The organism is Pyxidicoccus caerfyrddinensis (genome assembly GCF_010894405.1).
Taxonomy (GTDB): domain Bacteria; phylum Myxococcota; class Myxococcia; order Myxococcales; family Myxococcaceae; genus Myxococcus; species Myxococcus caerfyrddinensis.
Genome location: NZ_JAAIYA010000005.1, coordinates 374,667 through 386,420 on the forward strand (window position 1 = coordinate 374,667; position 11,754 = coordinate 386,420).

Below are 11,754 nucleotides of genomic sequence, written 5' to 3' on the forward strand. Positions count from 1 at the left end.
CGCGCGGCGCGGGCACGGGTCAACGATTGTAGTGCGCCAGGTGTCGCGTTGAACGGCGGGCCCTCCCGGCCTCATCCGGCGCGGGAGGGCCTGCTCACCTCGGCGCGAGGGCTACTGGCACTGCTGGATGCAGGTCTTCCAGTCGGTGCCGTAGTCGGCCGGGTCCAGGCACTTGGTGCTGCCGGGGACGGCCTGGCCGCTGCAGCAGCTGGTGACGTAGAGCGTGTCTTCCCAGCCGCCCGACGGCACGCAGCCATTCACCGGAGGCGTGGCGCAGTACTGGTAGCAGCTCTCCCAGCCGTTGTTGTAGTCGCTTGGATTCGTGCAGTACGTGCTGCCGGGCATCGCGTAGCCGGTGCAGCAGTACGTGCGGGAGAGCGTGTCATCCACGCCGCCCTCGGGGATGCACGCCAGCATCTCCGCGTTGTCCGCCGCCATGGCCGTCTGGGCGCCGAGACACAACATCGCCACACCCGCGAACGTCACACAGAGCTTGATGAGCCGAGCCATTGCCTACTCCTCTTGGGGGTTGGACTGCCGCCGGCGGTTGGGGACCACCGGGTGCTGCGGCTCGGGGAGATAGGAATGCGCGGTGCGGGCCGGTATCGTGGAAAACCCGCAAGTCAGGGTGGGTGCGGAACTCCACAGGGACGTGCGCCGGGGCGGCAATGGCGTCAGGCCGGGGTCCTGGCATCGTCCCCGTCTTCTGACGCCATGCCTTCAAACGACACCCGTCTCCAGTGCGGTCCCTGTCTCCTCCGTCCGTGGCAGTCCGGGGACGAGGCCGCGCTCGTGCGCCATGCCAACAACCGCAAGGTGTGGCTGAACCTGCGCGACCTCTTCCCCCACCCCTACCGGCCCCAGGACGCGGAGTGGTGGGTGGGGCATGCGTCCTCGGAGCAGCCCCCCACGAACCTGGCCATCGAGGTGGACGGCGAGGCCTCGGGCGGCATCGGGCTGGTGCTGGGGACGGACATCGCGCGCTACTCGGCGGAGGTGGGGTACTGGCTCGGCGAGTCGGTGTGGGGGCGGGGGATTGCCACCGCGGCGCTCGAGGCCTTCTGCGGCTACGCCTTCTCGCGGTTCGCGCTCCTGCGCCTGTTCGCGCTGCCCTTCGCTGGCAACGCGGCGTCGTGCCGGGTGCTGGAGAAGGCGGGGTTCCACCGCGAGGGTGTGCTGCGGCAGTGCGCGGTGAAGGACGGACGCGTGCTCGACCAGGTCATGTACGCGCGCCTGCGTCCTGGAGGCGCGGCGGAGCTGGGCCTCCAGGCGCCTGGGTCCTAGCGCTGCCGGGCCAGGCGCAGGCGCCACAGCGTCAGCGGCAGGCCCACGCCGGCCACCAGCCAGGGCCAGGCGCCCGCGTGAGCCACCGCGGTGCGCATCGGGGCCGGCGCCTGCGCCACCAGGAGGAACGCGGCGGTGGCGAGCACGAACACGGCGAAGCCCCTGCGCAGCGAGGCCGGTGACACGCGCCCCGCGAGCCGCCCGCCCACGAGGCTGCCCGTCATCGCGGCCACCAGCACCGCGCCGGTGAGGGTCCACGGGAGCTGCACGTGGCCCAGGTGCCCCACGAAGCCCGCGGCGCACTGCAGGGCGATGACCACGAGCGACGTGGCGGTGGCCACCGGAGTGGGCAGGCCCACCAGCGCCAGCGCGGGGACGATGAGGAAGCCGCCGCCCGCGCCCACCAGGCCCGACAGCAGGCCCACCGCGAGGCCCTGGGCGAGGACGCGCGCCACCGGCAGCGTGGGCTCCTCGGGAGTGAGCGTGCTCGCGGAAGGAGGAGGCGCCTCCTTGCGACGCAGCATGGCCGTGGCGGCGGCGACCATGACGGCCGCGAAGAGCAGCAGCAGCGCTGTGGAGGGGAGGAGCGGGTTGAGGCGCCCGCCGAGGAATGCGCCGGCCATGCCTCCCGCGCCGAACACGAGCGCCGTGCGCCACCGCACCCGTCCGGCCCACGCATGCAGCATGGCGCCACTGGCGCTGGTGACGCCCACCACCACCAGCGACATGGCGATGGCCGTCCGGGGCTCCACGTCGAGCACGTACACCAGCAGCGGCACGGTGAGGATGGAGCCGCCACCGCCGAGCAGTCCCAGCAGCACGCCCACGAGCAGCGACGCGGCGATGCCCACGTACAGCATCAATGCCTGCCCTCCGGCCGCGCGACGGCGAGCAAATCCCGGCACTCGCGCAGCAACTGCTCGAAGCCCTCGGTGTCGCGGACCGTTCGGGGGGGCGACGCCTGGAGGGTGTCGAGCACGGCGGTCAGCGCCTCACGTGAAGGGCCCTGCCCGTAGATGGGCGCGGGCGTCTCCGGAGCGACGGCGCGGTGCAGGCCCACGAGCAGCTCATCGAGCACCCGCGACAACGCGGGCGGTGGGCCCGACGTCGGCCGCACCACGGGCAGCTCCGCGGTGTTCCACGCGAGCATGCCGCCGCGCAGGTTCATCACCCGCGTGAAGCCCAGCTCCACCAGCAGCGCGGCCGCCTTCGCCGAGCGCCCCCCGGAGCGGCACACCAGCAGCACGTCCTCGTCATGCCGCCAGTCGGCGGCCGCGTGCCGCACGGTGGCCAGCGGCACGAGGCGCGCGCCGTCGAGGTGGCCGAGGAGACCGTCGAACTCGGAGGGCTCGCGCACGTCCACCCGCCTGAGGTGGGCCGCGGCGGGGAGCGCCGCGAGCTGGCGCACGTCCACGTCGCGGTAGCCGGCGGGGTTCGGAGTGGCGTTGTCGAAGAGTGTAGGCATGAGAGGCTCCATCTCGCGTCCTCGGTGAGGCGCGAGCCGGTGGTGGATGAAGGGTCAGTGCCCCTTCCGGTGAGAGCCGGAAGGAGATGCGCGGGATTCACGCTCCCGCGCGGGCGTGGGGGGCCTGCTTGCTCGGCGGCTTCAGACCCGCTGCTGAGGCCCGGTGTGGCCGCACGCACGGTTGGCGGGCACCGCGACGTCCAGCTTCTTCGGGGGCGGGAGCTGGCGGCTCTTCATGAAGGCGATGAAGGCGTCGCGCGTCTTGCCGGCGAGGCGCGGGTTGTGGCGCTTCTCCTCGCCGATGGTGGACAGCGCGTGGCCGGCGTAGTCGTGGCCCGGGTACACCACGGTGTCCTCGGGCAGGGTGAAGAGGCGGCCGGTGATGGAGTCGTAGAGCTGGCCCGGGTCGCCATTCTGGAAGTCGGTGCGCCCGGTGGTGCGGACGAGCAGCGTGTCACCGGTGAAGAGGCGGCCCTCGCACAGGTAGCTGAGGCTGTCGTCGGTGTGGCCCGGCGTCTCCAGCACCTTCAGCTCCAGGTGGCCCAGGCGCACCACGTCCCCGTGGGCCACCTGCTTGTCCACACACGGCGCGCCCCGTGCCGAGGCCAGCACCGTGGCGCCCGTCCGCTCCCGCAGCGTGCCCGCGCTGGTGACGTGGTCGGCGTGGACGTGCGTCTCCAGCACCAGGACGAGCTTCAGCCCCAGCTCCTCCACCAGGCGCAGGTCGCGCTCTACCTGCTCCAGCACCGGGTCGATGAGCGCCGCCTCGCGCGTGGCCTTGTCCGCCAGCAGGTACGTATAGGTCGAGGACTCGGCGTCGAAGAGCTGTCGGAACAGCATTTGCTACCTCATGCTCGGGTTGAGTCCTGCGCTTGGATTGCCAGCACCGTGCCAGACACGGAGAAGACATGAGATGGGTCGCGAGGGCTACCCTCCATCGCGAGCCACACACGCGCTCCGTCCAGAGGGAGGTGCGTGTCCCCGGCGACTCCGGCCCGTGGGCGTGGAGCGGCCCTCCGTCCCACGGTCATGCACGCGGCCGGGTGTAACAGCTGAAACACCGGGGTGAAACAGCACGGCGGTCTCACGACGGTGGCGGGAGGAGCGCGCACCGGGCCGCGAGCCTGGGGCCGCCCTGGAGGACGGCTGCTTCCGCCGGGCTCCACCGGTGCGTGTGTCCCGGCGCTCATCGGGCGCCGCCCTCGCCCAGGTCGCGCAGCCGGCGCCACAGGGTGACGCGGCTGATGCCGAGCAGGCGCGCGGCCTCGGAGCGATTGCCCCCCGCCCGCGCGAGCGCTTCACGCACCCGCTCCGGGTCCAGCGAAGCCTCGGTGCTCACCGTCTGGACGGGCGCGCCGGCCCTCGGCTCGGAGAACTCGGGTGGCAGGTCGGACTCGCGCACCACGGGCCCTTCGCCGATGACGTACGCGTACTCCATGACGTTGCGCAGCTCGCGCACGTTGCCCGGCCAGGCATGGCCCTCCAGCAGGCGGCGGGCTCCGGGCGAGAAGCGCTCCACGCGCCGGGGGCCGCGCTGGTGCAGTTCATCCAGGAAGCGCATGGCCAGCGGGAGGATGTCCCCAGGGCGCTCGCGCAGCGACGGCAGGAAGACGGGCACCACGCGCAGCCGGTACATCAGGTCGGCGCGGAAGCGGCCGGCCTCCACCTCGCGCCGCAGGGCCCGGTGGGTGGCGGCGATGATGCGCACGTCCACGGGCACGGGCTCGCGGCCGCCCACGGGGATGACGGTGCGCGTCTCCAGCACGCGCAGCATCTTCGCCTGGAGGTCCAGCGGCATCTCCGCCACCTCGTCCAGGAACAGCGAGCCCCGGTTGGCCAGCCGGAAGTGTCCCGGGCTGTCTCGCACCGCGCCGGTGAAGGCGCCGCGCACGTGGCCGAACAGCTCGCTCTCCAGCAGCGTCGGAGGGAGCGCCGCGCAGTTGATGGCGCGGAAGGGGCCCTTGCTGCGAGACGACAGCGCATGCAGCGCGTGGGCGATGAGCTCCTTGCCGGTGCCCGACTCGCCGCGCACCAGGACGCTGGACTCGGTGCGGGCCACCTTCTCGACGATGCGGAAGATGCGCTGGAGCTCGGGCTCTTGCGTCCACAGTCCGTGGAACAGCTCGGCGGACCTGGCCGCGTCGCGCGCCGGGTCCAGGGTGACGAGCAGCGCCTGTCCGAGCGTCCGTGCGCCCTCCGCCAGCGCCACCGCGCGCACCCGCACTCCGTGCACCCGGCCTCCCACGCGCAGCCGGGCGGCCGTCTCGCGGCCCTCCGTCAGCAGAGCCTCCAGCTGCGCGGCGCCGCCGTGGGGCGCGAGCACCTCTGACAGCGGCGTGCCCGCGCGCACGGTTCCGCCGAACTGTGCCTCCAGCGCCGGAGTCAGGGCGGCCACCAGCCTCTCGCTGTCGACGAGGAGCACGGGGCCCGCGAGCGCGTCCAGGGCGGGCAGGACGAGTCGGGACGTGGAAGGAGGACGGGAGTGGGGCATCGGCGCGGCCGGGTCGGGACATGCATAGCCCGGCCCGGCGCGTGGGGGCACGCCCTCATGCGAGCCCGCGCATCATCAGCGACCAGTACATGCGCGGCAGGCCGTACTTCTTCATCAGCCACATGTCGCGCCGCTCCTGCATCGTGTTGATGAGCGGGAAGCTCGGCGTGGGCTTGCCGTCGTAGTCGAACTCGGCGAGCAGCAGCTTCCCGTACCCGGTGGTGAGGGGGCAGGACGCATAGCCGTCATAGCGTCCGGGAAGCGGACGCCCGGCCATGACGGCGAGCAGGTTGTCCACCAGCACGGGGGCCTGCTTGCGCACGGCGGCCCCGGTGCGGCTGGTGGGCAGGTCCGACGCGTCGCCCAGCGCGAAGACGTTGGGGAAGTCCGGGTGCTGGAGCGTGTACTTGTCCGCCTTCACCCACCCGGCGCACGGGCCCTCGCGCCACGACAGCGGGCTGCGCTTGATGAAGTCCGGCGCGCTCTGCGGTGGCGTGACGTGGAGCAGCTCGTAGGGGACGGTGACACGCTCCTTCCGGGCGGTCTCGAATGTGGCCTCGCGCTTCGCGCCGTCCACGGCGACGAGGTTGTGCTCGAAGCGCGCATCGATGCCGTAGCGCTTCACCACGCCGTCGAGCACGGCGGCGAAGGGCTTCACGCCGAAGATGCTCTTGGCGCCCGAGCCGAAGACCACGTGCACGCGCTCGGAGATGCCGGTGCGGCGGAAGTGGTCCGCGGCCAGGTACATGATTTTCTGCGGCGCTCCGGCGCACTTCACCGGCGTGGACGGGTGCGTGAAGAGGGCGGTGCCTCCCTGGAAGCGCTGGAGGAGCTGCCACGTCTTCGGCGCGAGCCGCACGTCGTAGTTGCTGCTGACGTGCTCCGTCTCCAGCGCCTCGCGCAGGCCGGCGACCTTGTCCCAGTCCAGCTGGATGCCGGGCGCGACGACGAGGAAGTCGTAGCCGATGCGCAGGCCCCCCCGGGTGCGGACCTCCTGGCTCACCGGGTCCACTTCCTCGGCGGCATCCTGGAGCCACTTCACGCCGCGCGGGATGAGGCTCGCCTCGTCGCGCACGGTGTCCTCGACGCGCGCTTCACCCGCGCCCACCAGCGTCCAGAGCGGCTGGTAGTAGTGGTGCTTCGAGGGCTCCAGCACTGCGACGTCCTTCTGCCCCGCGCGAGCGAGCCGGGCGGCCACGGCGATGCCCGCCGTCCCGCCGCCGATGATGAGCACGCGGTAGCGCTCCTGCCGCGAGGCGACGCCGGACCCGGGCGTGGTCACCGGGTCCGCGCGGCCGGGCTTCTCGCTCGTGTTCATGGGGCTCCCTGGCAAGACGTGAAACACGAAGGAGGCCTTAGCAGGGTGCGTGCCACACTCGTCCTCCGGGGCTGGCTTCGGGTGCGCGGGGCGACACAGTGTTTCCCCCGCGTTTCATGGTGTTTCAGCAACGCCCGGCTGCTGCAAGGCTGAAGCGGGCGGGGCCGGGTGGGTGTTTCGGCTACTGTCCCGGTTGGAGCCGCGCCTGGACGGAGTCGGACCCACGGACGCGGGACGGAGGGGACGATGCCGAGCAACCACCGCAGCCTGTCCATCCTGACCACCGTGGCCGTGCTGTGCGCCGCGGCCGCGTGCCTGCGCAACACGCCGGCCTCGACTTCCGAGCGCCCGCCGGGCACCTCGCAGGCCCAGGCGTCGGCCGCCTGCTGGAACCCGGACGCGGGCGTGGCGCTGACCGGCGCTTCGTGCTCGCCGCTGACGCCGCCGCAGCTGTCCTGCTACCTGCCCTCCGACCTGCAGGGCGGCGTGCAACAGGAGCCCGCGTCCACCGTGCAGCGCTCGGCGGACCTCTTCTCCTGGCAGGAGTTCATCGCGCTCAACTGGCCCGCGAGCGACACGGAGCGCGGCGTGCCGGACCGGAGCAAGCCGCTGAGCGCGCCGGGCCCGCGCGTCTGGGAGACGTGGAAGGAGACCTACGAAGTCTATCTGACGGACGGCCGCCGCCCGCCCGGGTGGAACGACACGCAGCCGCTGCCCTCGGGGTGCGGCTCGGACGCGACGAAGCTGCTGACGCGCGACGAGAAGATTGACGACGTGATGGACAGCGCCCTGCAGGCCGCGGCGTCGGACGGGCGGCTGCCGGCGACGCTCACGGACCGGCGCGGGCACCTGGTGCGCTACGAGATTCGGATGAACCGGCCGATGTTCGAGCACATCCTGGACAACGGCCTCTATGACGGGCGGCGGCAGGTGGACGCGACGCTGGTGTCCTTCCCGAACGGCGGCATCCTGGTGAAGGCGGCCTGGCGCCCGGTGGACGCGAAGGAAGCGCCGTACTTCCACACGGTGACGGCGTGTGTCTGCGACGGCGAGGACGGCGGCCGGCTCACGGGCTGTCACCCCGAGCGCATGGGACTCGTGGGCTTCCACGTCACGCAGAAGACGCCGAGCGCTCCGGCGTGGGTGTGGTCCACCTTCGAGCAGCGCGCCAACGTGCGCGAGTCCGACGGCCAGCCCGCCTCCTTCTTCGACCTGAAGTGCGGGGACTGCGTGCCGAACCGGCAGACGAAGCCCGGAGTGCCCAACCAGGTCGTCCGGGTGACTCCGATTCCGTCGTCGGCGCCGGACTGCGACGGGGGCACCGCGTTCAAGGACGACGTGGTGCGGATGAACGAGGACCTCACGGCGGCGCTCGCCGACGCGGGCTCCGTCTTCCAGCACTACGAGCTGGTGGACACGCAGGTGCCCGTGGCCTCGGCCTACGCCGCGCCGCAGCCGACGACGGTGTTCGGCGTCTCGCGGCCCCTGCTGGCGAACACCACGATGGAGACCTTCGTGCAGGAGACCTCCACCTGCATCGGCTGCCACTCCACCGCGCGGACGCTGAAGCAGGACGCGTTCATCTCGGCGGACTTCACCTTCTCGCTGAACAACGCGTGGCCGAAGCCGGACGCCTCGACCACGCTTCCTCCGCCGGAGTCACCCCAGACGCAGTGGGACCGCGCGCACTGGCCCCAGGTACTGCGCGGGCAGGCCATCGCGGCACAGACGTACGAGCTGCTGCCGCAATACACCCGGGCGAAGCTGCACTGCGCGAGCTGCCATCTGAGCGAGGGGCGAGACCCGGACGCCGCGTGGTGGGTGGGTATGCACGAGGCCTATGACGGCGGGCCGGCGCTGCAGGCGCGCATCAACTCGTGCTTCGAGCACAGCGAGAATGGGAAGGCGCTGTGCGCGCCCGGTGATGGCGGCACGGGAAGCTGCGACAGCAACGCGGACATGCAGGCGCTGCTCACGTACATGACGTGGCTGGATGAGCAGTGGGCGCAGCGGCACGGGACACAGACGCCGCCGCGCGGCTACCCGGAGATTCCGACGCTCACCGGAGACGCGAGCCGGGGCCGGGGCGTGTTCCAGCAGAAGTGCGCCGTGTGCCACGGCCGGGACGGCGAGGGGCGCTACCCGGATGGCACCTACTACCGGCCGGCGCTCTGGGGGCCGAACTCGTTCAACGCGCAGGCGGGGATGGGGAACCCGAGCATGTCCGCGCCGTTCGTCCACGCCAACATGCCGCTGGGCTCGGGTGGGCTGCTGACGGTGGAGGAGGCGTGGGACGTGGCCGCGTTTATCGACTCGCAGCCCCGGCCGGGTAGAGGCGACGGCGGCACCCGCTGAGCTGCCGCGGGCCGCGCTCATCAACGCACTGATACTGCCAGCCCGAGCAGGGTGACTCAGCGCCGGAGCGGCCGCGAAGAGGCGGCCCGCTCCAGCGCTGAGCGTGTGGACTACTTCCCGCCGAAGATGCCACGCAGGCGCTTCTTGGCTTCGTCCTCGGCCTTCTTCTTGGCCTCGGCCTCCAGACGGGCCTTCTCGGCGGCGGCCTTCGCCTCCAGCTCCTTCTTCTTGGCCTCGGCCTCGGCGCGGGCCTTCTCCTCGCCGCCCTCGATGACGGCCTGCACCTGCTTGCCGCGCTCGCCGCCAATCAGGTTGCCCGCGAGCGACGAGGCCGCCAGCTTCGCAATCGTCGTCGCGGCCGGCTTCACGTCCACGCCCGTCACCTCGGGCTTCCACGCCTTGCCCGTCAGCTTCAGGCCCACGGGGATGGCCTCCGGCGGCGTCACCTTCCCGAGCGTCAGCGTCTTCACCGTGGACGGCGTCAGCGACACGCCGCCCGTCAAATCCAGCGTGCCGTCCAGGCGGATGCCGCCGTTGAAGCTGAGCGCCGCCTCGGGCCGCGTCCACGACAGCGGCCGCTCGAGCTGCGCCACGCCGTTCTTGATTTCCACGCCGAAGGGCAGGTTGTCACCGAGCGACGTCACCTGGTCGCTCTTGAGGCTCTTGGCCGCGAAGGGTAGCGCCTTGGCGAGCGGCTCGGACACGGCCGCCACCAGGTCCTTGCCCAGCAGCGTGCCGCCCAGGATGTTGCCGTTGATGGCGCCGAGCAGCGTCTGCTGGAGCTGGTCCGGCGTGTAGCCCACGCCCTTCACGTCCACATTCCCGTTGAACTTGCCCGTCATCACCTTCTGCGGAGTGAACTGGGTGAGGGCCTCGGCCATCTCCACGCCCTCCACCTTCACCTTCGCGTCGAAGGGGCGCTTCTCCGGCAGCGGGCCCAGGCGCACGGTGGTGCCGTCCGCGGTCACCTTGCCGCCGTAGAGGCCGGAGGAGAACTTCTCCACGGTGATGAGGTCGTCGGTCATCTTCACGACGCCCGTCACGTTGCTCAGGTCCATCTTCGTGTAGCGCAGGGCGCCAATCGCGAAGCGGATGTCGCCGCGGTAGCCGTTGAAGCGCGTCGGGTCATCCGGCGGCGGGGGCACCGGCGCGCCGCCCGTGCGGGCCATGGCTTCCTCCTCGTTCATCAGCAGCGCGTCCGCGTCCAGCTTCGGGCTCTTCACGTCCGCGGCGAACGTCGTCGTCTGTTTCTTTCCCTGGCCCGCGAGCGCAAAGGACGCGCTGCCCGTCACGGTGTCCTCGAGCAGATTCGCCGTGAGCTTGGGCAGGTCCACCTTCATGCCGGAGCCCGTCTTGCTCGGCGTGTACGTGCCGGCGGCGCTCACCTGCATGCGCTGGCCGGGGGCCTTGTTCACGAGGAGGCCGGGGCGCAGGTCCACGCCGTCCAGGTTGGCGTCGGCGGTGAAGCGCAGTGCGCCGCCGCTGGCCGCCGCGCCGGTGAGGCGGGAGCTGAGCTTCATGCTCGCGCCTGACTCCTTGGAGAGCTGGGCCGGCACGCGCAGCCGCACCGGCGTCAGGTCCACGTCGATGTCGATGGCCTGGGCGTCCTGCGTGCCGCTGCCGCGCACCGCGAGGCCGATGGGGCCGGCAATCATGCCGTTGAGCTGCTTGCGCAGCGGCGGGTAGTACTCGGCGATGGCGGCCGGGTCGAGGTTCTTCCCCAGCAGCTCGAAGCCCTCCACCGAGGGCTTCTCGGTGAGCAGGCCCTTCACGCGGCCCTTGCCGGTGATGCTCGCGGGGCCCACGTCCAGGTTGAGCTTGTCGAGCGCGAGGTCACCCACGGCCACGTCGCCCGTCACGTCGGTGTCGAGCACCACGTCGAGCGCCTTGCCGCCCTCCGCGCCGGCGAAGCGCAGGCCGAGCGCCTTGACGACACCGACGAGGCGGGTGGGGCCCTTGCCGCCGGGCACCGCGCCGCCGAGGTCCGCCTGCCAGTCCGCGTCCACGGTGCCGGCCTGGAGGCCCACGTCGGGAGGGAGGAAGGGGCCCAGGGGCGCGAGGTCGATGCGCTCGGCCTTGAGCGTCACGCGCTCGGGGGTGGGGATGAGGGTGGGGGGCAGGGGCGCGGCGTTGACCGCAATCTTGAGGTTCTGCTTGTCGGCGAGGACGGCGGCGGCGAGGTCGATGACGAGCGGCTTGCCGGCGCGCAAATCCTTCACCTCGATGTCGAGGTCCTTCACGGCCAGCTCCCGGGCCTGGGCGCCCGCCGAGCGGTCCACGAAGCGGATGGTGCCGTCGGTGAGGGCGGCGCGCTCCACGTGGACGCCGGAGAGGTCGGTGGGGGGCTGCTCCTCCTCGGGCTTCTCCTCTTCCTTGGGGGCCTGCTCCTCCAGGCGCTTCATGAGGCGCTGGACGTTGGTGGTGCCGTCGGGGAAGCGGACGACGTTGACGGTGAGGCCGGACACCTCGGCGTTCCTCACCTGGATGTCCTTGCCGCGCGAGGACAGCAGGGGGCCGGCGGCGACGCGGATGTCGAGCGAGGCCAGCTGCGCGAGGGGGAGCTCCTCGCCCTCGGCGGGGCCGACGGTGACGTTCTCGACTTCGGCGCCGATGGTGGGGAAGAGCTTGGTGGAGATGTCGCCAATCTCGATGGGGCGGCCGAGCTTCTGCGAGTACGTGGCGGCCTGGTCTCGGGCCGTCTTGAGCAGGATGGCGTCGAGCCGCCAGAGGGCGACGGCGACGATGATGACGAGGAGCGCGAGGATGCCGCCCAGGACGTAGGGCCAGCGGCGCTTCTTGGTGACGACGGTGTTGGACATCGCTTGGTACCTCCTCCAGCGA

The 11,754-nt window shown here is 71.7% G+C and carries 9 protein-coding genes; 2 read left to right on the forward strand and 7 right to left on the reverse strand.

The features are described from left to right. Positions 1-111 precede the first annotated feature (111 nt). The gene (locus tag G4D86_RS14330) at positions 112-510 is read right to left on the reverse strand and encodes a hypothetical protein (protein WP_163993776.1); all 399 of its coding nucleotides are present in this window, start codon (positions 508-510) and stop codon (positions 112-114) included. Positions 511-714: 204 nt separating this feature from the next. Between G4D86_RS14330 and G4D86_RS14335 the strand changes: the two genes are divergently transcribed. Beyond that, entirely contained in the window at positions 715-1,284 is a 570-nt protein-coding gene (locus G4D86_RS14335) for a GNAT family N-acetyltransferase (protein ID WP_163993777.1), read from the forward strand. On the opposite strand, the gene G4D86_RS14340 is transcribed toward G4D86_RS14335, so the two are convergent. From G4D86_RS14340 to G4D86_RS14360, 5 genes are all read right to left on the reverse strand, one after another. After that, positions 1,281-2,144 carry a sulfite exporter TauE/SafE family protein gene (locus tag G4D86_RS14340; RefSeq protein WP_240360264.1) on the reverse strand — a complete coding sequence of 288 codons (864 nt, stop codon included), beginning with the start codon at positions 2,142-2,144 and terminating at the stop codon, positions 1,281-1,283. The two genes, G4D86_RS14335 and G4D86_RS14340, sit on opposite strands and share 4 nt — an antisense overlap. Next, entirely contained in the window at positions 2,144-2,749 is a 606-nt protein-coding gene (locus tag G4D86_RS14345) for a rhodanese-like domain-containing protein (protein ID WP_163993782.1), read from the reverse strand. Before G4D86_RS14345 ends, G4D86_RS14340 begins: the two co-directional genes overlap by 1 nt. A 141-nt stretch (positions 2,750-2,890) precedes the next feature. Then, on the reverse strand, positions 2,891-3,589 hold the full coding sequence (locus G4D86_RS14350; protein ID WP_163993784.1) for an MBL fold metallo-hydrolase: 699 nt from the start codon (positions 3,587-3,589) through the stop codon (positions 2,891-2,893). Between the two features lie 346 nt (positions 3,590-3,935). Further along, positions 3,936-5,240, reverse strand: coding sequence for a sigma-54 interaction domain-containing protein (locus G4D86_RS14355; RefSeq protein ID WP_163994202.1), 1,305 nt, complete (start codon positions 5,238-5,240; stop codon positions 3,936-3,938). A gap of 55 nt (positions 5,241-5,295) precedes the next feature. Next, on the reverse strand, positions 5,296-6,558 hold the full coding sequence (locus tag G4D86_RS14360) for an NAD(P)/FAD-dependent oxidoreductase (RefSeq protein ID WP_163993786.1): 1,263 nt from the start codon (positions 6,556-6,558) through the stop codon (positions 5,296-5,298). A gap of 246 nt (positions 6,559-6,804) precedes the next feature. On the opposite strand from G4D86_RS14360, the gene G4D86_RS14365 reads away from it, so the two are divergent. Then, positions 6,805-8,913, forward strand: a complete 2,109-nt coding sequence (locus tag G4D86_RS14365) for a c-type cytochrome (protein ID WP_163993788.1) — start codon at positions 6,805-6,807, stop codon at positions 8,911-8,913. Between the two features lie 110 nt (positions 8,914-9,023). Here the strand turns inward: G4D86_RS14365 and G4D86_RS14370 are convergent, their stop codons facing one another. Next, positions 9,024-11,732 carry an AsmA family protein gene (locus tag G4D86_RS14370; protein WP_163993790.1) on the reverse strand — a complete coding sequence of 903 codons (2,709 nt, stop codon included), beginning with the start codon at positions 11,730-11,732 and terminating at the stop codon, positions 9,024-9,026. Positions 11,733-11,754 lie beyond the last annotated feature (22 nt).

What these genes read in the sequence shown, in the direction of transcription:
- G4D86_RS14330 (WP_163993776.1), bottom strand. Translation starts at nt 510, where the DNA reads ATGGCTCGGCTCATCAAGCTCTGTGTGACGTTCGCGGGTGTGGCGATG.
- G4D86_RS14335 (WP_163993777.1), top strand. Translation starts at nt 715, where the DNA reads ATGCCTTCAAACGACACCCGTCTCCAGTGCGGTCCCTGTCTCCTCCGT.
- G4D86_RS14350 (WP_163993784.1), bottom strand. Translation starts at nt 3,589, where the DNA reads ATGCTGTTCCGACAGCTCTTCGACGCCGAGTCCTCGACCTATACGTAC.
- G4D86_RS14355 (WP_163994202.1), bottom strand. Translation starts at nt 5,240, where the DNA reads ATGCCCCACTCCCGTCCTCCTTCCACGTCCCGACTCGTCCTGCCCGCC.
- G4D86_RS14340 (WP_240360264.1), bottom strand. Translation starts at nt 2,144, where the DNA reads ATGCTGTACGTGGGCATCGCCGCGTCGCTGCTCGTGGGCGTGCTGCTG.
- G4D86_RS14370 (WP_163993790.1), bottom strand. Translation starts at nt 11,732, where the DNA reads ATGTCCAACACCGTCGTCACCAAGAAGCGCCGCTGGCCCTACGTCCTG.
- G4D86_RS14345 (WP_163993782.1), bottom strand. Translation starts at nt 2,749, where the DNA reads ATGCCTACACTCTTCGACAACGCCACTCCGAACCCCGCCGGCTACCGC.
- G4D86_RS14365 (WP_163993788.1), top strand. Translation starts at nt 6,805, where the DNA reads ATGCCGAGCAACCACCGCAGCCTGTCCATCCTGACCACCGTGGCCGTG.
- G4D86_RS14360 (WP_163993786.1), bottom strand. Translation starts at nt 6,558, where the DNA reads ATGAACACGAGCGAGAAGCCCGGCCGCGCGGACCCGGTGACCACGCCC.